Raw genomic sequence first — 21,254 nt, forward strand, 5'->3', positions numbered from 1 at the left:
ACCTCGGCATGCCATAGCCTGTCCGACGTGCCACCTTCTGCTGAGGTCACGGTGCGGGCACCGGCCAAGATCAACCTGGGTCTGTCCGTCGGTCCGCCGCGCCCCGACGGGTTCCACCCGCTCGCCACGGTGTACCAGGCCGTTGCCCTGTACGACGACGTCACCGCCGTACTGCGCAGCGACGACGGCGACGTGTCGGTGGAGGTCGTCGGTGACTTCGCAGACGACGTTCCGACCGACGAGACGAACCTCGCGGTGCGGGCGGCACAGCTGCTGCAGGCCGAGTACGACGTCGACGAGGGCGTCGACCTGACCATCCGCAAGACGATCCCGGTGGCCGGCGGGCTGGCCGGCGGGTCGACCGACGCGGCGGCGACGCTGGTGGCGTGCAACCGGCTCTGGGGGCTGCAGCTGACCCAGACCGAGCTGCAGCATCACGCGGCGGAGCTCGGCAGCGACGTACCGTTCTGCCTGGTCGGGCACACGGCGCTCGGACAGGGGCGCGGCGAACAGGTCACCGAGGTCATGTCCCGCGGGACGTTCCACTGGGTGTTCGCGATCGCCGACGGCGGGTTGTCGACCCCCGAGGTCTACGCCGAGCTGGACCGGCTGCGCCCGCTGCGGCGCGTCGAGCCGCCGGAGGTCCGTCCGGAGCTGCTGTCGGCCCTGCTGACCGGGCAGCCCGGTGCGCTGGCAGTTGCGCTCAGCAACGACCTGCAGCAGGCCGCGCTGTCGCTGCGGCCGGAGCTCGCCGAGACGCTCCAGTTCGGCCTCGACCAGGGCGCACTGGCCGCGCAGATCTCCGGGTCGGGCCCGACCTGCGTGTTTCTCGCTGCCGACAGCCGCAGTGCCGTCGACCTGGCCGTCGAACTGGCCGAATCCGGCCGTTGCCGCATGGTTCGCCAGGCCGAAGGCCCCGTCCCCGGAGCCCGGATCCTGCCGGCCATCATCAGCCGGTAGCTCGCCCGGCTGCCGGAAAACCGTTCGCCATCGGTGGCGGGCGGTGCCAACTTCGCGCTTGTAGTCCGTCCGATGACCAGAGATCAGTGAGCAGACAGGAGACCGGGATGCGCCGCGGATCGATCCACCCCATGGGTACTGATCGCTTCGACGCATTCGCGAGGACTCTTGAACTCCCTGACGATGGGCATTGTGGCGCATGTCGACGCCGGTAAGACCAGCCTGACCGAGCGGCTGCTGTACGCCGCCGGTGTGATCGACCGGGTCGGCCGGGTCGACGACGGGAACACGCAGACCGACTCGATGGACCTCGAGCGGAAACGGGGCATCACGATCCGTTCGGCGGTCGTGGCGTTCCGGCTCGGCGACCTGCCGGTCAACCTGATCGACACTCCCGGGCACTCCGACTTCATCGCCGAGGTCGAGCGTGCTCTTTCCGTCCTCGACGGCGCCGTGCTGGTGCTGTCCGCGGTCGAGGGTGTGCAACCGCAGACACGCCTGCTGATGCGCACGCTGACCCAGCTGCAGATCCCGACGCTGTTGTTCGTGAACAAGATCGACCGGGTCGGCGCGCGGTACGCCGACCTGCTCGCCGACATCCGCCGCCTGCTCACGCCCGCCGCCGTACCGATGGGAACGGTGACGGGTCTCGGAACCCGGGCGGCCCGCTACGTTTCCGCGCCGGCGACCCAGGACCTGGCCGAGGTGCTTGCCGAGCACAACGACGACTTCCTCGAGCGGTACCTGGACGACCCGGACGTCGACCAGGCGTCTGAGCTGCGTCGCCAGGTCGCCGCCGCGCAGGTCCATCCGGTGTACTTCGGGTCGGCGATGACCGGTACCGGCGTACCGGAGCTGATCGACGCGATCCGCCTGTGGTTGCCACGCGCAACCGGATCATCGGAGGATCCCCTGCAGGCAAGGGTTTTCAAAGTCGAGCGCGGCGCGGCCGGGCAGAAGATCGCGTCCGCGCGGGTGGTCGGCGGCGCGTTGACCGCGCGTACTCCGGTGACGGTGCATCCGGTGGACGGCGCCGAGTACCAGGTGCGCCCGAGTGGTTTGGAGGTGTTCGCGGACGGAGCTCGGGTGCGCGCCGAGCGCGTCGAGGCCGGGCAGATCATCGCGCTGCGCGGGCTGAAGAGCATCCGCATCGGCGATCAACTCGGCGTCCGGACGGCGCAGGTGGGTCGGCTGTTCGCGCCGCCGACGCTGGAGACGGTGGTGAGTGCGCGGGACCGGATGAAGCTGTACCAGGCGCTGACGCAGCTCGCCGAACAGGATCCGCTGATCCGGGTCCAGAAGGCCGATGAGATCACGGTGAGCCTGTACGGCGAGGTGCAGAAGGAGGTGATCGCGTCGCTGCTCGAATCGGAGTACGGCGTCGAGGTCACCTTCAGCGAGACCACGCCGATCCACGTCGAGCGGTTGAACGGCGTCGGCTCGGCGATGCGCGACCAGGGGGAGAGTCCGTGGCTGGCCGGAGTCGGGTTTCGCGTCTCGCCGGCCGCAGAGGGTCTGTCGTACGAGCTGCAGGTGGAGCTCGGTGGGCTGCCGCGCGCGTTCCACACCGCGATCGAGGAGACGGTCCGGCAGGCGCTGCGGCAGGGGCTGTACGGATGGGAGATTCCCGACCTACGGGTCGAGGTCACGCATACGTGGTACGACAGCGCCGGCACGGTCGCGGGTGACTTCCGTCGGTTGGTGCCGCTCGTGCTGATGCAGGCGATCGCCGAGGCCGGTACGACGGTGCTCGAGCCGGTGAACCACTTCGAGCTCGACCTTCCGCCGGACAGCATCTCTCGTGTGCTCGCCCACGTCGCCGAACACCGCGGCGTCGTCACCCAGGCGACCGACACCCACCTGGAGGGCACGATCCCCGCGGCGACCACGCACCCCTTCGAGTCCCTGCTCCCGACCCTGACCCACGGCGAGGGACTGCTCGCGACCACCTTCCATTCCTACGCGGAGGTCCCCGGTCCGACGCCCGCCCGCCACCGCACCGACGGCAACCCGCTCAACGAGAAGCAGTACGTCCTCCACCTGAAGCAGGGGTAGGCGAGGTCAGCACCTGGACGATCCTGGCACGGGGGCCGGCGTCGGATACCCTGGGGCGCGTTATGGCGGTATCTAACTTGGTCAATCTGGAAGCTGTCTCCAAAGGCTTCGGGACCCGCACCCTCCTCGATTCGGTCAGTCTCGGCGTAGGCCGTGGTGAGCGCATCGGCGTGGTCGGGCGCAACGGCGACGGCAAATCGACGCTGTTGCAGGTCCTGGCCCGGCGGGAGGAGCCCGACAGTGGCCGGATCACCCACAACCGTGACCTCCGGCTCGGCTACCTCGGGCAGAGCGACGAGCTCGACCCCGAGCAGACCGTGCTGCACGCGGTGCTCGGCGACGTCGAGACCTACACCTGGGCGGCCGATCCACGCGCACGCTCGGTGATGGAGCACCTGCTCGGCGAGGTCGACCACAATGCGCCGGTCAGCAGCCTGAGTGGTGGTGAGCGCCGCCGGGCGTCGCTGGCGAGGCTGCTGCTGACCGACGTCGACCTGCTGATCCTGGACGAGCCGACCAACCACCTCGACATCGAGGCGGTCAGCTGGCTCGCCGAGCACGTCGTGGACCGGGCGGGCGCATTGATCGTCGTGACCCACGACCGCTGGTTCCTGGACGCGGTCTGCACCGACACCTGGGAGGTGCAGGGCGGGCGCGTCACGTCGTACGACGGTGGCTACGCGGCGTACGTCCTGGCCAAGGCCGAACGCGCCCGGACCGCCCAGGTGACCGAGACGAAGCGGCAGAACCTCCTGCAGAAGGAGCTTGCCTGGCTGCGTCGGGGCGCCCCGGCCCGGACCAGCAAACCGAAGTTCCGGATCGAGGCCGCGAACGCCCTGATCGCGAACGAGCCGCCGCCGCGTGACCAGCTCGCGCTGTCTCAGCTGGCGACCGCGCGGCTCGGCAAGGACGTCATCGATGCCGAGGACGTCAGCCTGAGCTTCGGCGACCGGCCGATGCTGTCGCACGTCACGTTCCGGCTCGGCCCGGCCGACCGGATCGGGCTGCTCGGTCCGAACGGCGCCGGCAAGACCACGTTCCTCAAGGTCCTCACCGGCCAGCTCGCCCCGGATCGCGGGCGGGTCAAGCTGGGCAAGACGGTCCGGATCGCGAACCTGTCGCAGACCCTCGACGAGGTCGACGGCACGGTGACGGTGCTCGACCACATCACCGCGATCCGCCGTACGGCGGCGCTCGCCGGCCGGGGTGGTGAGCTGACCGCGTCGCAGCTGCTCGAGCGGTTCGGGTTCACCGGGGACAAGCTGACCACGCGGATCTCGGACCTGTCCGGCGGCGAGCGGCGGCGGCTGCAACTGCTGCGCATCCTGCTCGACGAGCCGAATGTGCTGATCCTGGACGAGCCGACCAACGACCTGGACGTCGAGACGCTGACCGTGCTCGAGGATTTCCTCGACAGCTGGCCGGGCGTGGTCGTCACGGTCACCCACGACCGCTACTTCCTGGAGCGCGTGAGCGACATGGTTTACGCGATCATGGGCGACGCCCACGTGCGTCACCTGCCGCGCGGCGTCGACCAGTATCTCGAGGAACTCGCCACCGGAATTCCCCGGCGCGCAACGAATACCGCCGTACCGCCGACGACCGCCGAGGTGTCCGGTGATTCCGGAAATGGCGAAGTGGTTGAACGTCCGACCGTTGACGCGGCAGCGGCCCGCGCGGCGAAGAAGGACCTGAACCGGATCGAGCGGCAGCTCGCGAAGCTCACCGAGGCCGAGGCGAAGCTGCACGATCAGCTGGCCGCGAACGCGAGCAACTACGAGCGGCTCGCCGAGCTCGACGCCGAATTGCGCAAGCTCGCCGACGAGCGCGGCGAGCTGGAGATGGCCTGGTTCGAAGCGGCCGAGCGCGCGGAAGCCTGACGGGCAAGGGCTGAAGCCGTGCAAGCCGAAGGGGTGACCTGATCGGTGAGTCTCGGCGTCCCCTCCGATCCCCTGTGATTCGGAGGGGACACCGAGCTCCTGGGTGAGCGGGCCCCGTGCCGGCCGGCGTTGTTCGGGCCCCGAGCCCCGGACACCGCGCGGCCGCATTCGGCGGACCACCTCTTGCCGCCGAAAGTCACCGTTCTCTGACGATTTGTAGTCGATCAACCACCGACGGTGACGACCCTAGTAGTGGTCCGATCCGGTGTCGATAGTCGACCGCTACAGCAATCTCACGATCTCGTTGCAACTAGCAACGATCGGATCGGGGGAGAAGTGACGGGTCGTCTTTTCGGATAATTCCGCGGCATTTCCGCCGGTGCTTTGACCGGGTCGGCGCAGCGCTTTCCCGCGCGGCTCGACCGTGGATTTGGTCAGTGCTTTTCGAGGTCGAACGGGCGGACCAGTTCGCGCAGGATCTTGGCGATCTTCTGTTGGTCGCGCTCACTGACGCCGCCGAGAAGGGTGCGCTCGTGGGTGAGCAGATCGGCCATCGCGGCGTCCACCTTGTCCCGGCCGGCGGGGGTCAGTTGCACCAGCACACCGCGGCGGTCGTGCGGGTCCGGCAGGCGCTCGACCAGGCCGCGCGCGGCCAATCGATCGACCCGATTCGTCATGGTGCCGGAGGTGACGAGGGTTTCCTTGAGCAGTTTGCCGGGGGACAGTTGGTACGGCGCGCCCGCCCGCCGGAGCGCGGCCAGTACGTCGAACTCCCACGACTCGAGGCCGTGGGTGTCGAACGCCTGACTGCGTGCGCGGTCGAGGTGCCGCGCCAGCCGGCTGACCCGGGACAGCACCTCCATCGGCGCCACGTCGAGGTCGGGCCGCTCCCGCCGCCACGCCTCGATCAGCCGATCGACCTCGTCCTCCATGGCTCGAGGGTACTCATCAAGACTCTTGACATCAAGACAACTCCGGTGGTTAGAGTATCTCGACATCAAGATAAATTGCTCAGAGAGGTGAAGATCGATGCGCACGTCACCGGTGTGGAGTCCCCAGCAGTACGGCACGTACGCCGACGAGCGCGCGCGGCCGTTCCGGGATCTGGTCGAGCGCGTCCACGCGACCGACGTACGGTCCGTCGTCGACCTCGGGTGCGGCCCGGGCGCCTTGACCGCGACGCTGCGCGAGGTCTGGCCGGAGGCGATGATCCGCGGGATCGACAGCTCACCGCAGATGCTCGAGGCCGCCGCGCAGTACGCCGACGACCACCTGACGTTCGAGCTCGGCGACGTCCGCGAGTGGACCGGGTCCGACGCCGACGTGATCGTCACCAACGCGACCCTGCAGTGGGTGCCGGAGCAGCTCGACCTGCTGCCCGGGTTCGTCCGGGCGCTGCGCCCCGGCGGGTGGCTGGCGATCCAGATTCCCGGCAACGGCGATGCGCCGTCGCACGCGATCCTCCGCGAGCTCGCGGGCACCCCGCCGTACGCCGAGTACGCGAAGGACGCCTCGCTGCGCCCTGACGTACCGGGTCCGGCGGAGTACGTCGATGCACTCAGTGCGGAAGGGTGCGTGGTGGACGCCTGGGAGACGACGTACTTCCATCTGCTGTCCGGCGACAACGCCGTCCTCGAATGGGTGAAGGGCACCGGCGCGCGGCCGGTTCTGCAGTCGCTGCCGGACGACCTGCGGGTGCGGTTCGAGGCGGAGTACGGCGCGCGGCTGGCGGCGGCGTACCCACAGAAGGAGTACGGGACGCTGCTGCCGTTCCGCCGGATCTTCGCGGTTGCTCAGAAGAGGGGATGAGAATGCGACTCGACCATGTGCAGGTGTCGTGTCCGCGCGGTGGCGAGGACGTGGCGCGGGCGTTCTACCGGGACGCGCTCGGGATGACGGAGGTGGCGAAGCCGGAGCTGCTGAAGTCGCGCGGCGGGTGCTGGTTCCGGGCCGGCGCGGCGGAAATCCATGTCGGCGTGGAGGAGGGGTTCACACCGGCGAAGAAGGCACATCCGGCGCTGGCGGTCGACGACCTGGACGCGCTGGCCGCCAAGCTGATCGATCTGGGGTACCCGGTGACCTGGGACAACGAGACGATCCCGGGCCGCCGGCGGTTCCACACCGCCGACGGCCACGGGAATCGCGTCGAGATCGTCTGACCGCGGGCCCTTTCGACAGGACGTGTCCCTTCCCGAGCACCGCGCTCACGCTCACCCGAGCACCTCGCCCCGGCGATCTGACGGACACGTCCTGTCGAAAGGGCACACCTAGCGGCTCATTCGGTCGCGAGGGCGCCGGCCGGTGCGACCTTGGCCGCGCGGCGGGCGGGCAGCAGCGAGGCGAGCAGCCCGGCCACCGCGGCGACGGCGGCGATGACGATCAGTAGCGTCCCGGGGACTGCGTACTCGACGACGCCGTCGGCCGTCTGGCCGCCCATCAGGGCGCTGGTCCCGGTCCAGCCGTAGATCAGGCCGAGCGCGATCCCGAGGCCGGCCGCGACCAGCGCCATCAGCAGCGACTCGACCGCGAGCATCCGGCGCAACTGGCGGCGGGACAGGCCCATCGCCCGCAGCAGTGCGTTCTCCCGGGTCCGCTCCAGCACTGACAGGCTGAGCGTGTTGCCGACGCCGACCAGCGCGATCAGCACCGAGACCCCGAGCAGCCCGACCGCGACGATCAGCAGGACGTTGAAGACCTTCGTGTAGCTGGTCCGCTCCGCCAGTCCGCCCTGGACGGACAGTTCCTTGACGGTCGGGATCGACTGCTCGACCGCATCGATCACCGCCGAGCCGTCCGCGTCCGGGTCGGACGCCAGCCAGAACCCGGTCACCGGCGCGTTCGGCGCCAGCTTCGCCAGGTCGGTCTTCGCGACGGTGACCGGATCGAGGCCGTTGCCGCGCTGGGCGGTCAGGGTCAGCTTGTGCCGCCCGGACACGATCGTCACCGGGCTCCCCGGCTGGAGTTCCAGCATCCGCATCGTCGGCGGATCGAGCAGCGCCGTGCCCGGCTTGAGCTGCTCGGCCAGCGACGGGTTGTGGATCACCGAACCGGCCGCGGCCGGGTCGATCCCGGTGATCTCGACCTCCTGATCGCCGGACTTCACCAGCACCTTGCTGATCGGGACGACCTGGGTGATGCCTTTGATGTCACGCAGCTGCTGCTCGGCGCTCGGCGGCATCTTCTCCTGGTAGGTCTGCACCATCAGATCGACCGGGTACTGCCCGTCCATCGACACGTCGAACGTCTTCTGCACCGACGCGATCCCGACGCAGGTGAGGCTGATCAGCGTGACGCCGATGAGTAGCGCCGACGTGGTGGCCGCCGTACGGCGTGGGTTGCGGACCGCATTCGCGACGGCGATCCGGGCCGGTACGCCGCCGCGTGCGGGCAGTGCGCCGATCAGCCGGATCAGTGCCGGCACCACCAACGATCCGACCGCGAGTACGCCGAGGAACGAGATCGCACCGCCCGCGACACCGATCAGTACGTCGTTCAGCAGCGCACCGCCCGCGAGGAGCCCACCGCCTCCGAGGAGGAGCAGGAAGCCGAGGATCAACCGCAGTACGCCGGCCCTCGTCGATGCAGTCGGAGCGGTCTCGGGGCGGAGCGCGGCCAGCGGCGCCACCTTGGTCGCCCGCCGCGCCGGTACGACGGCCGCCAGTACGGTGACCGCGATGCCCACGAGCAGTGGGGCGAGGAGCGCCACCGGGCTGAGGTGCAGCGGCAGCGGCGGGATACCCCAGTCGAACTCGCGCGACAACGCCAGGCCCAGCGCGGACAGCGCGACTCCGAACACGACGCCGATCGCCGACGCGATCGCGCCCACCACGGTGGCTTCCGCGAGCACCGAGGAGAACACCTGCCGGCGGGAGGCGCCGACGCAGCGCAGCAGCGCCATCTCACGGGTGCGCTGGGCGATGACTATCGTGAACGTGTTGCCGATCACCAGACAGGCGACGAACAACGCGATCACCGCGAACATCCCGAACACGCCGCCGAGGACGTCGATGCCGTTGGTCCAGCTCTCGACCTCGTGCTGGATAAAGGCTTCGCCGGTGAAGGTCTGCAGGCCGGACGCGACCACCGCCTGCGCCGCGTCGGCGAGCTGCTGCTGGCTGACGCCGGGCTTCCCCGCGAGCGCGATCGCCCGGGTGAACGCCTCGGGCTCGAAGATCCGGACCGCTTCCGGCGTGGCGACCGCCGCCGCGGACCCGACGTACTTGGAGTCGTCGACCAGGCCGACCACCTTGACCGTCCACGACTTGTCGTCGTACGAGCTGATCCGCAGCGTGTTGCCGATCGCGACGTGGTGCTTGGCGGCCATCCGGGCCGGGAGCGCGATCTCGTTCGTTGCGGTCGGCAACCGGCCGGACGAGGTACCGGGGCCGGCGATCTCCGTGCTCTCGTAGCGCGCGTCGATCGGGATCGTGGTCGGCCGGACCAGGTCCGGGAACGAGGCCCGTAGGTACGCCGTGGTGAGCGTGACGACCGACGCGGCCTCGGGAAGCTTCTGGGCCTTCGTGATGTCGGCGGGGGAGATGGTCGCGTTGTTCGGGGTGACCACGGCGTCGACGCCCCGGTACTGCGCGCCGATCGTCTCGTCGACGCCGTGCGACGCGGACGCGTGCACGATCATCGCCAGCGAGCCGAATCCGACCCCGAGAACGATCGCCAGACAGGCGGCGACCAGCCGGCCCACGTGGGCGCGGAGCGAGGAAAGCAGCGAGCGGCGCACGTCACGCCCCCAGCTGACGCAGCGCGTCGAGAACGCTCTCCGGGGTCGGCTGCTGCAGCTCGCCGGCCAGCTTGCCGTCGGCAAGCATCACGACGCGGTCCGCGTACGACGCCGCGAGCGGATCGTGGGTCACCATCACCACCGTCTGACCGAACTCGCGCACCGAGCGGCGCAGGAAGCCGAGCACCTCGGCGCCGGAGCGGGAGTCCAGGTTGCCGGTCGGCTCGTCGGCGAACACGACCTCCGGTCGGCCGACCAGGGCGCGCGCCACCGCGACCCGCTGCTGCTGACCGCCGGACAGCTCCGACGGGCGGTGCGTCAGCCGGTCCTGGAGGCCGAGGACGTCGACCAGGGTGTCCAGCCACTGCCGGTCGGGTTTGCGGTTGCCGAGCTCGAGCGGGAGCAGGATGTTGTCGTTCGCGGACAGCATCGGCAGCAGATTGAACGACTGGAACACGAACCCGATCCGGTCCCGGCGGATCTTGGTCAGCTCGGCGTCCGGCAGGCGGGTCAGCTCGGTCTCGCCGAGCAGCACCTGCCCGCTGGTCGGGGTGTCGAGACCCGCCAGGCAGTGCATCAGCGTCGACTTGCCGGAGCCGGACGGACCCATGATCGCGGTGAACCGGCCGACCCCGAAGTCGACCGAGACGCCGTCGAGCGCGGCGACCGCCGTGTCGCCCTGCCCGTACACCTTGCGCAGCTCGTGCGCCCGGATCGCGGTCCGCGGTTCTTCGTCCTGCGGCAACCGCCCGGCCGGCAGTTGCCCGGTCTGCAAGCTCATGTCACTCCTCAACTCAACTGGAACGTTGGTCAAGAAGGTAGTGAGCGGCGGCCTCGATCTCGTCGGACCGGAGACTGGACTCCCTGTACGACCTGGGTATTACTTGCTGGGCCGGACGAGGCCGGTTTCGTACCCCAGGACGACGAGCGCAACCCGGTCGCGGAGCCCGGTCTTGGCCAGGATGCGGCCGATGTGCGTCTTGACCGTTGCCTCGGACAACGTGAACAGCTTGGCGATCTCCGCGTTCGACAGGCCGCGGGCGACTTCGACCAGGACCTCGCGCTCCCGGGCGGTCAGCTCGGCCAGGTCCGGCCGCTCGGTCTGCTCGTCGGGCAGCGAACCGGCGAAGTGCTCGAGCAGGCGCTTGGTCGTACTCGGGGAGACCACGGCGTCACCGGAGTGCACCTGGCGGATCGCGTTCAGCAGGTCCGCGGGCGGAGTGTTCTTGAGCAGGAAGCCGGCCGCGCCGGCCTTGATCGCGGCGAAGGCGTACTCGTCCAGGTCGAACGTGGTCAGCACGATCACCTTCGGTGCCTGCGGCAACGACTGGAGCCGGCGGGTCGCCTCGACGCCGTCCAGCCGGGGCATCCGGACGTCCATCAGGACGACGTCGCACGCGGTGACCTGGATCTTCTCCACCGCCTCGCCGCCGTCGCCGGCCTGGCCGACCACCCGCATGTCCGCCTGCGAGTCGACCAGCATCGTGAACCCGGCCCGGACGAGCTCCTGATCGTCGACAAGGAACACCCGGATCGCGTCGTCGTCCATTACTCTCCAGTCGGCAGGTTGTACGGCAGTTTGGCGATCACCTCGTAACCGCCGCCCGCCCTCGGTCCGGCGTTCACCGTACCGCCCGACACCGAGGCGCGTTGCCGCATCCCGACCAGGCCGTGCCCCGGGTCCGTGCTCGGCGCGACGCCGGCGCCGCGGCCGTCGTCGGTGACCACCACGGTCAGCATCTCGCGCCCGAAGTCCAAGGTCACGGAGGTCCGCGCTCCCGGCCCGGCGTGTTTCAGCGTGTTGGTCAGACCCTCCTGCACGATCCGGTACGCCGTCAGTCCGAGCAGCGCGGGCAGTTCCCGCGGCTCCCCGGTGACCTCGTAGGTGACCGCGAGACCGGCGTCGCGGACATTGTCGATCAGCTCGGGGAGGCTGTCGACACCCGGCTGCGGGCGCGGCTGGTTCGGGTCGAGTTCGAGTTGCTCGTCCTGTTTCAGCAGGCCGAGCATCTTGCGCATCTCGCTCAGGCTCGCGCGGCCTGTGTCGCCGATCGTGGCCAGGGCCTTCTTCGCTGCCTCAGGGGACTGGTCCGCGGCGTACAGCCCGCCGTCGGCCTGGACGATCATGATCGACAGCCCGTGCGCGACCACGTCGTGGATCTCGCGGGCGATCCGGGTCCGCTCGTTGCTCACGGCGAGCTTCGCCTCGCGGTCGCGGTCGCGTTCGAGTTGGGCGGCCCGCTCCTCGAGCTGAGCGACGTACAGGCCGCGGGTGCGGCGGCGCTCGCCGAACGCCCACACGCCGAAGACGACCGCGCCGAGCGCGACCATCATCGTGACCTGCTGCTTCCAGTCCGAGTTCGCCCAGTAGCGGGACACCGCCATCAGGACGCCGAGCCCGCCGATCCCGAGCGCGATCCGGCTCAGCCGTACGTCGCCGTACACCGAGATCGCGTACAGCGCGACCAGCAGGCCGATGTTGCCGGCCATCAGCTCGATGCCGGCCAGCCACTGCAGCAGGGCGACCGAGCAGACGGCGAAGAACACCAGCTCCGGGTGCGTCCGGCGCCAGATCAGCGGCACCAGCATGCCGAAGGCGAGGATCCCGGCGAACTGGGCCTGGGCGAGCGACAGGAACCCGAACACCATGCACAGACCGCCGGCCAGCAGCAGGTCGAACGCCTTGCTCCGGGCAGGCACCGGCCGCGCGGTCAACATCCCCGTCATGGTGGCCAGGGTACGGGGAGCGTCGCGGCGACGGGTCATTCTCCGGACGGATGTCGCCGTACGACCGCGGGCTGGGTTACTTGTGCGGCCTGGTCGAGAGCGTCGGCTTGGCTTCGAGCCCGGACAGGCCGTTCCAGGCCAGGTTGACCAGGTGAGCGGCGACGTCCGGCTTCTTCGGCTTGCGGGCGTCCAGCCACCACTGGCCGGTGAGCGCGACCATGCCGACCAGCATCTGCGCGTACATCGGGGCGTTCTTCGGGTCCAGGCCACGGCGCTTGAAGTTCTCCGCGAGGATGTGCTCGACCCGGGTCGCGACGTCGCTCAGGATCGAGATGAACGAGCCGGACGACGACCCGACCGGTGAGTCCCGGACCAGGATCCGGAACCCGTCGGAGTTGTTCTCGATGTAGTCGAGCAGTGCCAGGGCGGCCTGTTCGACCAGTTCGTGCGCCCGGCCGGCCGTCAGCGACTGCGTCACACCGTCGAGCAACGCCCGTACCTCACGGTCCACGACAACGGCGTACAGGCCTTCCTTGCCGCCGAAGTGTTCGTACACGACCGGCTTGGAGACCTCGGCCCGGGCCGCGATCTCCTCCACCGAGGTCGCCTCGTACCCCTTCTGCGCGAACAGGCCGCGGGCGATGGTGATGAGCTGCTCGCGACGTTCGGCACTGGTCATCCGGATCCGGCCGGACCGCCGCGGTTTGGGTTCCGTCACGTCGTGATCACGTCAGCATCATGCCGTACTTCGGTGTTGCCGGGTGGGTGGTTTACGGGTCAGGCCGCTTTCAGCGTACGCCGCGGGTTGCCCGTACGGCGTGCCTCGAGGCGCTCCTTGACCGGCCAGCGGACGTCGGAGACCCAGCCGCGCTTCTCGAAGAACCAGATGCAGCGGGCGGACGTGTCGAGCTGTCCCTTGAGCACGCCGTGCCGCGCGCAGGTCGGGTCCGAGTGGTGCAGGTTGTGCCACGACTCGCCCTGGCTCAGGATCGCCAGCCACCACACGTTGCCGGACTTGTCGCGGCTCTTGAACGGCCGGTCGCCGATCGTGTGGCAGATCGAGTTGATCGACCAGGTCACGTGGTGCAGCAGCGCGATCCGGACCAGGCTGGCCCAGAAGAACGCGGTCAACGCGCCCGTCCACGACCAGGACCACAGACCGCCGATGATCGCCGGCGCCAGCACGCTGATCAGCACGAACAGCGGGAACATCCGGGAGAGCTTGACGATGTCCTTGTCCCGCAGCAGGTCAGGTGCGTACTGCCGCTGCGGGGTCTGCTCGGTGTCGAACAGCCAGCCGATGTGCGCGTGGAAGAAGCCCTTGGTGAGCGCGCCCAGCGTGTTGCCGTACTTCCACGGGCTGTGCGGGTCGCCGTCGCGGTCGGAGAACTTGTGGTGTTTGCGGTGGTCGGCGACCCAGCGGATCACCGGCCCCTCGATCGCCAGCGAACCCGCGACCGCCAGCGCGATCTTCAGCGGCCGGTTCGGCTTGAACGACTTGTGCGTGAACAGCCGGTGGAAACCGATCGAGATCCCGTGGCCGGCGACCGTGTAGAACACCACCGCGAGAATCACGTCCCGCCACCCGAGGAACCCGCCCCAGGCGATCGGTACGGCAGCCAGCACCGCCAGGAACGGCACGCCGATGAACAGCGCCAGCGCGACCTGTTCCCAGATCTTCTTCTGCTCACCGCCGAGCGTTCCGGTGTGCACCTCCTCGTCGACCGGTACGGCACGGGTGGGCGCATCCGGGGTGGCAACGGCGGGTGGAGTCATAGCTTTTCATCTCTCGCGTCGGAAGTCCTTACCTACGCCACCGTAACCTACGGAGCCGTAGGTTAGGAACCCCTCAGCGTGTCCTCCACCCCATCCATGGCAAACTGTCCCGGCAACCACGATCCCCCGTGGGGTAATCGGCAGCCCGCGAGACTTTGAATCTCGAAGACCAGGATCGAAACCTGGCGGGGGAGCAGCGCAAAACCCCGGCTCGGGACCCTCTGAGCCGGGGTTTTGCTAACGGATTTGCTAACAGGCCACTGGCACCGGGGCGTCCGGGTCGTCCTCGTCGGGGTCCGTGGCCGCCGCTTCGGTGTCGCCGTCGACGGCAGCGGCGAAGGTGTTAGCAACCTCGTCCGCGTGCTGGCGGATGACGTGCGCGTACACGCGGAGAGTGATCGCGGGATCGGCGTGCCCGAGCCGCTCCGCCACGACATGAACCGGGACACCAGCCGTCAGGAGCAGGGTGGCGTGAACATGTCGCAGGTCGTGCAGCCGAGCATGAGGAAGCGGCTTCGGCGGTCGAGGCAACTCCTGCCGCTTCGTCCGCCGGGTGCCCGGGATCGCAGGCTCGTTGTACTGCCGAATGAGCACGGACATCAGGTTGGTGACGGTGTCCGGCGGTACCGGTCGACCCAGCCGGAGCCTCACGACTCCGGGATGACGGGACGATTTTGGCCGGCTGTTCGGAGTGGGGTCGGGGTGCGTCTTCCCGCCTGCCGCTCAGCCCAGTCATGACCTATCAGGAGTCACCAGAGGGGCCAAGGTCGTTCGTCCAGCGGGGCGCTCCACCTTTGCCCCTCTGCCGCCTCCTGATCGCGCTACGCGTGGGCTGAACGGCAGACGGGAAGACGCGGGGTCCGAGCCATGTGCAGGCAGCGCAATCAGGCTGCGAGCACACCGACTACAAGCCCGAATAGACCGATCAGGGTCACCAGCACGGCCGCCACCTTCTCGCCTGTGGGAATCGGCCCCTTGTCCGGTCAGTAGATCTTGTCCTGCTCCCAGGTAAGGGTGACTCCTCGCGAAGTGGCCAGCCATCCGCACAGCGAGACGGCGACTCCGCACACCAGGCCGACGACGAGTGCCCTGTCGGTCGGCCGGGCCGTGGTGGCAATCACTGCCGCACCAAGCCACCCCGCCGCCGATAGCAGGACGAATCGGCGGCGAACCCGAGCGGTCACACCTACGACGCCGATGACCAGCGGCCAGACAACGTATAGGCCGACTAGGAGCGAACGAGACACGCGGCTGATTCAAGCAGCTCGTGTCCCCAGATCTCCCGGACGGCCTCTGGCGGGCCTGACTTGCTAACGGATTTGCTAACAAACGGTGTGGACCGACAGCGTTCGCGCTGCTGGCGCCCCGTCCGACCCGAGCGGCTATCTGGTCGTGAGGACAACAAGAGCGCCGCCCCGCTGCCAACGCCAGGCGCGGCAGATCACGATCCGAGCAGGCGGCTCTGACGTACGTCAATCGGACAACTGCGGTGAGGTTCAGAAAACTGTCGGTCGTGGGATCTAGGTTGCGGGCATGGTGAACGGTGTGGGCCCGGGCGGTGGGTATGACGAGGTGGCGGCGCGGCGGGTGGCGCGGGAGGAGGCGCGGGCGCGGGAGGTGGCGCCGTCGATTCACATGCGGGACGAGTCTGACGAGAGACGCAGTGTCGTCACGGCGGTGGCGCGAAAGTATCTGCCGGCGGATGTAGCGGATGAGTTCGTTGCGATGCTTCGGCCTGCGCTTCGGCTGGTTCGCGCGCGTGACGGCGAGCCGGTCGTCGCGCAGCTTGGCGGATTGCCCACGGTGTCTGCGTTGTCTGCCAGTTCCTGGCCGACCTGGGAAGGACATGGTCCGCTCGACCACGTGCTCAGTTTCGACTGCGCACCGGTCGCCGCGATGTTGCCTGAGCTCGGCCTGCCGACGGACGGCCGGTTGGCCTTCTTCTACTTCGATGGCAAGGACGAGTTTGAGAGCACCGTTGGACCCTGGGACCCCTCGACCCGCCCTGGCTTTCGGGTGCTGCACCTGGCAGCAAGCACTCGAGCCGATGCCGCGACGCCGGCGCCACGTGGTCTTGACCCGTTCCCGGCAGTCCCTCTCGCGGCAGTACGAACGCTGAGCTGGCCGTCGTACCAGACACTGTCGGTAGAGGCCCTGTGGAGCAAGCATGGGCTGAGGGGACCGAGTGCCGATCCGGTGATCGATGGGCTGTACGACGAATTGTGGAAACTGCCTGACGCCGGCTACGACACCCATCAGATCGGCGGCCATGCCTGGTCGCAGCAGGCGCCGGTCGAGCTGGAAGTGGAACAACTGCGGTGCGGCCTCGCCGGTGAACCGTTCGACTGGAGCGACCCGAGCGTGCAGTCGGCCACCTCCGAATGGCAGCTGTTGCTGCAGGTGGCATCCGACGACGCCGCGAACATGATGTGGGGCGACCTCGGCCAGCTGTACTACCTTGTCCGTGACGCCCAACAGCCGGCGGACGCCTTGTTCACCTGGCAGTGCGGGTGAACTCGCTTGATCGGCACGTCATTACTCACCGCTCAATGGTGAAGCGGTAGACGTTCGAGTCGCGGAGCTGGAAGCCGAGGCGCTGGTACAGGCGGTTGGCCGCGGTGCGGTCCGGGCGGGAGGTCAGGTCTACTGTGCGGGCGCCGGCTTCCTTTGCCAGTGCGATGGCTTTCTCGGTCAGTACGGCGCCGATGCCCTGGCCGCGGGCGCTCTCGTCCACGACGACGTCCTCGATACGCGCTCGTACGCCGGTGGGGATCGAGAACACCACCAGCGTCAACGTCCCCACGATCGTGTTCGCCGTACGGGCGATCAGGATCGTGTTGCTCTCGTACGCCACGAGGCGGGTCAGCGCATCCGCGTCCATCGGCGGCGCCGAACGCGACAACTGCGGCAGCAACCGCCCGAACGCGTCCACGACCTCGTCGGTGACCTGTGTGAGTACCTCAACTGAGACGGCCATGCCCGGAAACCTACCCTCCCGGCAAGTGGCAACTCATCGCTTCGACGGACCCCGGCAGACCCGCTACAGCGACTGACGCGCCTTCGTCGAGATCAGCCCGGCGAGCTGGGGCGGGTAGACGGTTTCGCTGGTGGTGCGGAGCGCCTCGGCGGTCCACCAGGCGAAGCCGAGCGTGGTGGTCGATTCGTACTCGGTCAACCCGGCCGGTGACGGGGTGAAGTGGGCAACGCGATGCAGGAACCATTCCTCGTGGACGTTGAGCGTGCGCCCGTCGAACTCGTACGTGTGGTCGCGCGTCCACACATGTCGCCCCGGTGATAGATCACACAAACCGGTCTCCTCGTACGCCTCGCGCGCCGCAGCCTGCTGCAGCGTCTCGCCGGGATCGACCCCGCCGCCGACCGGATACCAGCACCGGGCGTGGGTCTGCGGGTCTTGCGCGTGGATGAGAAGGATGCGGTCGTCCTCGTCCAGCAGCAGAAGTTTGACCGCGAGCCGCGCCATCAGAGGTTGACCCAGCCGCGGTACTTGTCCTGGTCGACGTTGCTGCCGCAGATGATCGTGGTGACGTGGCGCCCGGCAAAACGCTCTCGATCTTCCAGGATCGCGGCGACTCCCAGCGCGGCGGACGGCTCGGTCACCAGGCCGGCGTACTCGAGCAGCAACTGCATGCCTTTGACGATTGAGGTTTCCGAGACCAGTACGGCGTCGTCCGCGACCACCAGGAGGTCGTCGAGGACTTCGGGGATCGGGATCCGCCCGGCGACGCCGTCCGCGATCGTGTCGATGGTGTCGGTCGTGACGACGCGCCGCTCGTGCCACGAACGGGTCAACGCCGGCGCGCCGTACGGCTGGACGCAGATCACCTCGACGTGTGGTGCGAGCGTCTTCAGCACGTACCCGATCCCGGTCGCCATCGCGCCGCCGCCGAGTGCGATGAGTACGGCGGGACGCTCCTCGGCGCCGGTCGACGCCGCGGCGAGTTCGAGACCGATGGTGGCGGCGCCTTCACAGGTTTCGAGGTCGAGGCTGTCCTCGAGCAGGCGGATCCCGTCGGACTGGGCGATCTCGGCGGCGCGAACCCGGGCGAGCTCGTGATCGCCGTCGACGAGTTCGAGTTTGGCGCCAAGGGCGCGGATCCGGTCGAGCTTCGTCGCGGTCGCGAAGCGCGAGGCGACCACCGTGACATCGAGATCCCGGCTGCGCCCGGACCACGCGAGCGCCTGTCCGAGGTTGCCCGCGCTCGCGCAGATCACGGCCGGCGAGTTGCCGTCGGCAAGCTGTGTCGCGACAACCTCCGTACCGCGACCCTTGAAGCTGCGCACCGGGTTCGCGGTCTCCAGCTTGATGTCGACGGCACACCCGAGCACCGGCTCCAGGGCTTCACACCGATACAGCGGACTGTCCAGGAACACCGGGTCGATGATCTGCCGCGCCGCGTGGATCCGCCCGAGGTCGAGTCGCGTCTGCGGCAAGAGGTGGCGAGGTGAGTCAAGCGGACCGGACACGTTCGGGCTCCTCACAGGTGGTCTCGGCTCCTCGTACCACGAGCTCCACGAAGTCTGCCGGACGGGGGACGCGATGGGGGATACATGGTGACACGCCTCCTGCCCGCGATCACGGTCAGTCCAAGAAGGTGCGGATGTGATGGGACCAGGTTTCGGGTTGTTCGAAGTGGCACATGTGGCCGGTGTCGGGGATGACCACCAGGTCGCTGGGGACAGCTGCGTGGAGGCGGTGGGCAAGCTGCACAGGGAAGCCCATGTCCTTCTCGCCGTGCAGGATCAGGATGGGCTTACCGAAGCCGGACAAGACCTCCTCCGGATCGCGGGGGCACCACGGATGCATCAGGCCCGCGGCCGCACGTTCCTCGGACCAGTCGCCGAGGTCTGATCCGAGCGACTCCAACAGCTGCAGGTATTCCGGCGCGCGGGCGAGGTCCCACACGAAGATGGTCGAGTTGCGCAGGGCACCGTTCGCCGCGTCCTCCGCGCGCTGCCGGCGCTGGTACTCGTCCCAGTCAACGAGGTACGGCGCACCGTCGGAAACCGGGTACGCCGACGTCGATGCGAGCACCAACTGCCGGACCTGATCAGGATGTTTGTCGACAAATCCCATCGCAGCCCGGCCACCGGTGGAAAACCCCACCAGATCAACCACTCCCAGCCCGAGCCGATCGATCAACCGCGACGTGTCCGCGACGACATACTCCGGCTGCAGCAAGTCGTCAGGCAACCCGCGACTGCTCCGCCCGCACCCACGGAAGTCGAACAGCACCACGTGATGGTCGAGCGCCAACGGCTCGAACCCAGGCACCAAGTACCCGTGCCCGACGTCCGGCCCACCGTGCATCACCACCACCGAAGGCCGGTGACTCCGCTGCCCCAACTCCCGCACGAACAACGTCACCCCGCCGCCGACCTCCACCCAGGATTCACCCATGAACAAAGGCTTCCAGCCGCCACCGACAAAATCCGATCAACGAGTCCGGCCCAGCTGCATGACCAGATGATCCCGTTCGGCGGTGTTCTCGCACGCGGCGATCGCAGCCTCGTAGGCGATCCGCGCTTCAGCGAGTTGCCCGGCGCGCTGCAGCAGTTCGGCCCGGACCGCGTGCAGCCGGTGGCCGGGCAGATCAAGCTCTGAGAGCAGCTTCAGACCGGCCGCAGGCGTCGAGGCCTCGGCGATTGCGACCGCGCGGTTGAGACGTACGACCGGTGAACCCGTCAGTGCCTCCAACTCTGCGTACCACTCACACACACGATCCCAGTCCGTGCCCTGAGGGTTGGAGTGCTCGGCCGCAATGAGGGCCTGGAGCACGTACGGCGTCGACGGCGCGCGCCGGGCCAGCGGTGTCAACAGCACCAAGGCATCCGCGATCTCGGACATCCGCCACCGCGTCCGATCCTGCTCGGACAGCCGCACCAACCGCCCGTCCACCACCCGCGCATCCCGCCGCGCATGCTGCAACATCATCAACGCCAGCAGCGCATCCAGATCGTCGTAGCGCACCAACGACCGCAGCACCTGGACCAGCCGCACAGCCTCACCGGCTTCATCGGCCCGTACGACGTCTGCCCCAGACCCTGGCGCGTACGCCGCCGTAAAGGCCAGGTACGCGATATCAGCGACGTCGGCGACCCGAGCATCCAACGCGGCCCCCACAGGTACGTTGAACCGCTTGCCGACCAACCGCCGGCGCGCCCGCGTCAGCCGCGCAGCCATGGTCGCCGTCGGAACAAGGAACAACCGTGCGATGTCCGCAGTCGGTACGCCGAGCACGAGCCGCAGCGTCAGCGCGGCAGCAGACTCCCGCGCGAGTGAAGGGTGCGCACACAACAGGATGAGCCGCAGCCGCTCGTCCACAGCGCCAATGTCGTCGGAGGCGTTGACGAGCACCCGTCGCGCGCTCTCGACGACCGCGGCGTCGACGGCGAGCAGCGGCAACGACCTGGCCGCGACCGCCTCGGCCCGCAGCTGGTCGAGCGCGCGCCGACGGGCCGCGGTCAGCAACCAGGCCGGCGGGTTCGCCGGTACCCCGTCGACCGGCCACGTCCGCGCCGCCGACTCGAAGGCTGCCGCGAGCGAATCCTCGGCCAGGTCGAGCCGACGGAACTGCGCGACGAGCAAGGACAGCAGCCGCGCCCACTCGTCGCGCATCGCCGACTCGAGTGCCGTCATTCGTCAGGTACTCCGACGTCGAGGCACTGGCGGACCTCGATGTCGTACTCGCGGGGAAGCAGTGCGGCGACCTCCAATGCAGTCCCCAGATCGGGCAGCTCCACGAGGTAGAAACCGCCCAGTTGCTCAACGGTTTCGGCGTACGGGCCCTCCGTCACTCGCTGACCCGCGCCGTCCGGCCGCAACGTCCGGGCGTCGCGCGGATGCACCAGCGCCTCGCCGCCGAGATACCGGCCGCGTTCGCGGACCGCGGCCGTGAACGCGCGGTACGCCGCGAACGCCCGCTCGCGCTCGGCGTCGTCGGCCGCGTCCCAGCGGGCGAAATGGTCCGGCTCCGCGAGCAGGATCAGGAAGCGGGTCAGGTCAGCCACCAAGCTCTCCCTTCGGAGGAGGTTCTGTCACTGCGATGACGCGCAGCAAAGCCCGAAATCGACAGACACCCACCGGACATCCAGCTACTGTC

At 68.7% G+C, this 21,254-nt stretch carries 21 protein-coding genes and 1 tRNA gene; 7 read left to right on the forward strand and 15 right to left on the reverse strand.

The features are described from left to right. Positions 1-27: 27 nt before the first annotated feature. The 3 genes from AB0B82_RS04395 (at position 28) to AB0B82_RS04405 (ending at position 4,895) form a co-directional block, all read left to right on the forward strand. A complete protein-coding gene (locus AB0B82_RS04395) occupies positions 28-960 on the forward strand; it encodes a 4-(cytidine 5'-diphospho)-2-C-methyl-D-erythritol kinase (protein ID WP_360162377.1) in 933 nt (310 codons plus the stop codon). A 183-nt stretch (positions 961-1,143) separates the two neighbouring features. Next, complete coding sequence (locus AB0B82_RS04400; protein WP_360162636.1) at positions 1,144-3,015, forward strand: translation factor GTPase family protein; 1,872 nt, start codon at positions 1,144-1,146, stop codon at positions 3,013-3,015. A 62-nt stretch (positions 3,016-3,077) separates the two neighbouring features. Then, positions 3,078-4,895, forward strand: coding sequence for an ABC-F family ATP-binding cassette domain-containing protein (locus AB0B82_RS04405; protein WP_360162379.1), 1,818 nt, complete (start codon positions 3,078-3,080; stop codon positions 4,893-4,895). Between the two features lie 434 nt (positions 4,896-5,329). On the opposite strand, the gene AB0B82_RS04410 is transcribed toward AB0B82_RS04405, so the two are convergent. Further along, entirely contained in the window at positions 5,330-5,827 is a 498-nt protein-coding gene (locus AB0B82_RS04410) for a MarR family transcriptional regulator (protein ID WP_360162381.1), read from the reverse strand. 97 nt (positions 5,828-5,924) lie between these two features. Here AB0B82_RS04410 and AB0B82_RS04415 point away from each other — a divergent pair, with 97 nt between their 5' ends. Then, on the forward strand, positions 5,925-6,704 hold the full coding sequence (locus tag AB0B82_RS04415; RefSeq protein ID WP_360162383.1) for a methyltransferase domain-containing protein: 780 nt from the start codon (positions 5,925-5,927) through the stop codon (positions 6,702-6,704). 2 nt (positions 6,705-6,706) lie between these two features. Then, the gene (locus AB0B82_RS04420) at positions 6,707-7,054 is read left to right on the forward strand and encodes a VOC family protein (RefSeq protein WP_360162385.1); all 348 of its coding nucleotides are present in this window, start codon (positions 6,707-6,709) and stop codon (positions 7,052-7,054) included. Between the two features lie 116 nt (positions 7,055-7,170). Here the strand turns inward: AB0B82_RS04420 and AB0B82_RS04425 are convergent, their stop codons facing one another. The 6 genes from AB0B82_RS04425 to AB0B82_RS04450 form a co-directional block, all read right to left on the reverse strand. Then, the gene (locus AB0B82_RS04425; RefSeq protein WP_360162387.1) at positions 7,171-9,630 is read right to left on the reverse strand and encodes an ABC transporter permease; all 2,460 of its coding nucleotides are present in this window, start codon (positions 9,628-9,630) and stop codon (positions 7,171-7,173) included. A gap of 1 nt (position 9,631) precedes the next feature. Continuing rightward, positions 9,632-10,411: an ABC transporter ATP-binding protein gene (locus tag AB0B82_RS04430; protein ID WP_360162389.1), complete on the reverse strand. Its 780-nt coding sequence runs from the start codon at positions 10,409-10,411 to the stop codon at positions 9,632-9,634. A 99-nt stretch (positions 10,412-10,510) separates the two neighbouring features. Continuing rightward, on the reverse strand, positions 10,511-11,179 hold the full coding sequence (locus AB0B82_RS04435; RefSeq protein WP_360162391.1) for a response regulator transcription factor: 669 nt from the start codon (positions 11,177-11,179) through the stop codon (positions 10,511-10,513). After that, a complete protein-coding gene (locus tag AB0B82_RS04440; protein ID WP_360162393.1) occupies positions 11,179-12,357 on the reverse strand; it encodes a histidine kinase in 1,179 nt (392 codons plus the stop codon). Before AB0B82_RS04440 ends, AB0B82_RS04435 begins: the two co-directional genes overlap by 1 nt. A gap of 76 nt (positions 12,358-12,433) precedes the next feature. Next, positions 12,434-13,075, reverse strand: a complete 642-nt coding sequence (locus AB0B82_RS04445; protein WP_360162395.1) for a TetR/AcrR family transcriptional regulator — start codon at positions 13,073-13,075, stop codon at positions 12,434-12,436. Positions 13,076-13,134: 59 nt separating this feature from the next. Next, positions 13,135-14,133 carry a fatty acid desaturase gene (locus AB0B82_RS04450; protein WP_360162397.1) on the reverse strand — a complete coding sequence of 333 codons (999 nt, stop codon included), beginning with the start codon at positions 14,131-14,133 and terminating at the stop codon, positions 13,135-13,137. A gap of 122 nt (positions 14,134-14,255) precedes the next feature. Here AB0B82_RS04450 and AB0B82_RS04455 point away from each other — a divergent pair. Beyond that, positions 14,256-14,327: transfer RNA gene (locus tag AB0B82_RS04455), tRNA-Gln, on the forward strand. Positions 14,328-14,382: 55 nt separating this feature from the next. On the opposite strand, the gene AB0B82_RS04460 is transcribed toward AB0B82_RS04455, so the two are convergent. Together AB0B82_RS04460 and AB0B82_RS04465 are read right to left on the reverse strand one after the other, a co-directional pair. Further along, the gene (locus AB0B82_RS04460) at positions 14,383-14,733 is read right to left on the reverse strand and encodes a tyrosine-type recombinase/integrase (RefSeq protein ID WP_360162399.1); all 351 of its coding nucleotides are present in this window, start codon (positions 14,731-14,733) and stop codon (positions 14,383-14,385) included. Between the two features lie 383 nt (positions 14,734-15,116). Next, the gene (locus tag AB0B82_RS04465; protein ID WP_360162401.1) at positions 15,117-15,254 is read right to left on the reverse strand and encodes a hypothetical protein; all 138 of its coding nucleotides are present in this window, start codon (positions 15,252-15,254) and stop codon (positions 15,117-15,119) included. Between the two features lie 412 nt (positions 15,255-15,666). On the opposite strand from AB0B82_RS04465, the gene AB0B82_RS04470 reads away from it, so the two are divergent. Then, positions 15,667-16,647 carry a DUF1963 domain-containing protein gene (locus AB0B82_RS04470; protein ID WP_360162403.1) on the forward strand — a complete coding sequence of 327 codons (981 nt, stop codon included), beginning with the start codon at positions 15,667-15,669 and terminating at the stop codon, positions 16,645-16,647. 25 nt (positions 16,648-16,672) lie between these two features. Here the strand turns inward: AB0B82_RS04470 and AB0B82_RS04475 are convergent, their stop codons facing one another. The 6 genes from AB0B82_RS04475 to AB0B82_RS04500 form a co-directional block, all read right to left on the reverse strand. Beyond that, the gene (locus AB0B82_RS04475; RefSeq protein ID WP_360162405.1) at positions 16,673-17,110 is read right to left on the reverse strand and encodes a GNAT family N-acetyltransferase; all 438 of its coding nucleotides are present in this window, start codon (positions 17,108-17,110) and stop codon (positions 16,673-16,675) included. A gap of 63 nt (positions 17,111-17,173) precedes the next feature. After that, entirely contained in the window at positions 17,174-17,614 is a 441-nt protein-coding gene (locus AB0B82_RS04480; protein WP_360162407.1) for an NUDIX domain-containing protein, read from the reverse strand. Then, positions 17,614-18,618, reverse strand: coding sequence for a pyridoxal-phosphate dependent enzyme (locus AB0B82_RS04485; RefSeq protein WP_360162409.1), 1,005 nt, complete (start codon positions 18,616-18,618; stop codon positions 17,614-17,616). Before AB0B82_RS04485 ends, AB0B82_RS04480 begins: the two co-directional genes overlap by 1 nt. A gap of 115 nt (positions 18,619-18,733) precedes the next feature. Next, the gene (locus AB0B82_RS04490) at positions 18,734-19,552 is read right to left on the reverse strand and encodes an alpha/beta hydrolase (protein ID WP_360162411.1); all 819 of its coding nucleotides are present in this window, start codon (positions 19,550-19,552) and stop codon (positions 18,734-18,736) included. A 36-nt stretch (positions 19,553-19,588) separates the two neighbouring features. Further along, the gene (locus AB0B82_RS04495; RefSeq protein ID WP_360162413.1) at positions 19,589-20,791 is read right to left on the reverse strand and encodes a DUF6596 domain-containing protein; all 1,203 of its coding nucleotides are present in this window, start codon (positions 20,789-20,791) and stop codon (positions 19,589-19,591) included. Further along, on the reverse strand, positions 20,788-21,162 hold the full coding sequence (locus tag AB0B82_RS04500) for a YciI family protein (protein WP_360162415.1): 375 nt from the start codon (positions 21,160-21,162) through the stop codon (positions 20,788-20,790). Before AB0B82_RS04500 ends, AB0B82_RS04495 begins: the two co-directional genes overlap by 4 nt. Positions 21,163-21,254 lie beyond the last annotated feature (92 nt).

It is taken from the genome of Kribbella sp. NPDC048915, assembly GCF_040649595.1.
Lineage (GTDB): Bacteria > Actinomycetota > Actinomycetes > Propionibacteriales > Kribbellaceae > Kribbella.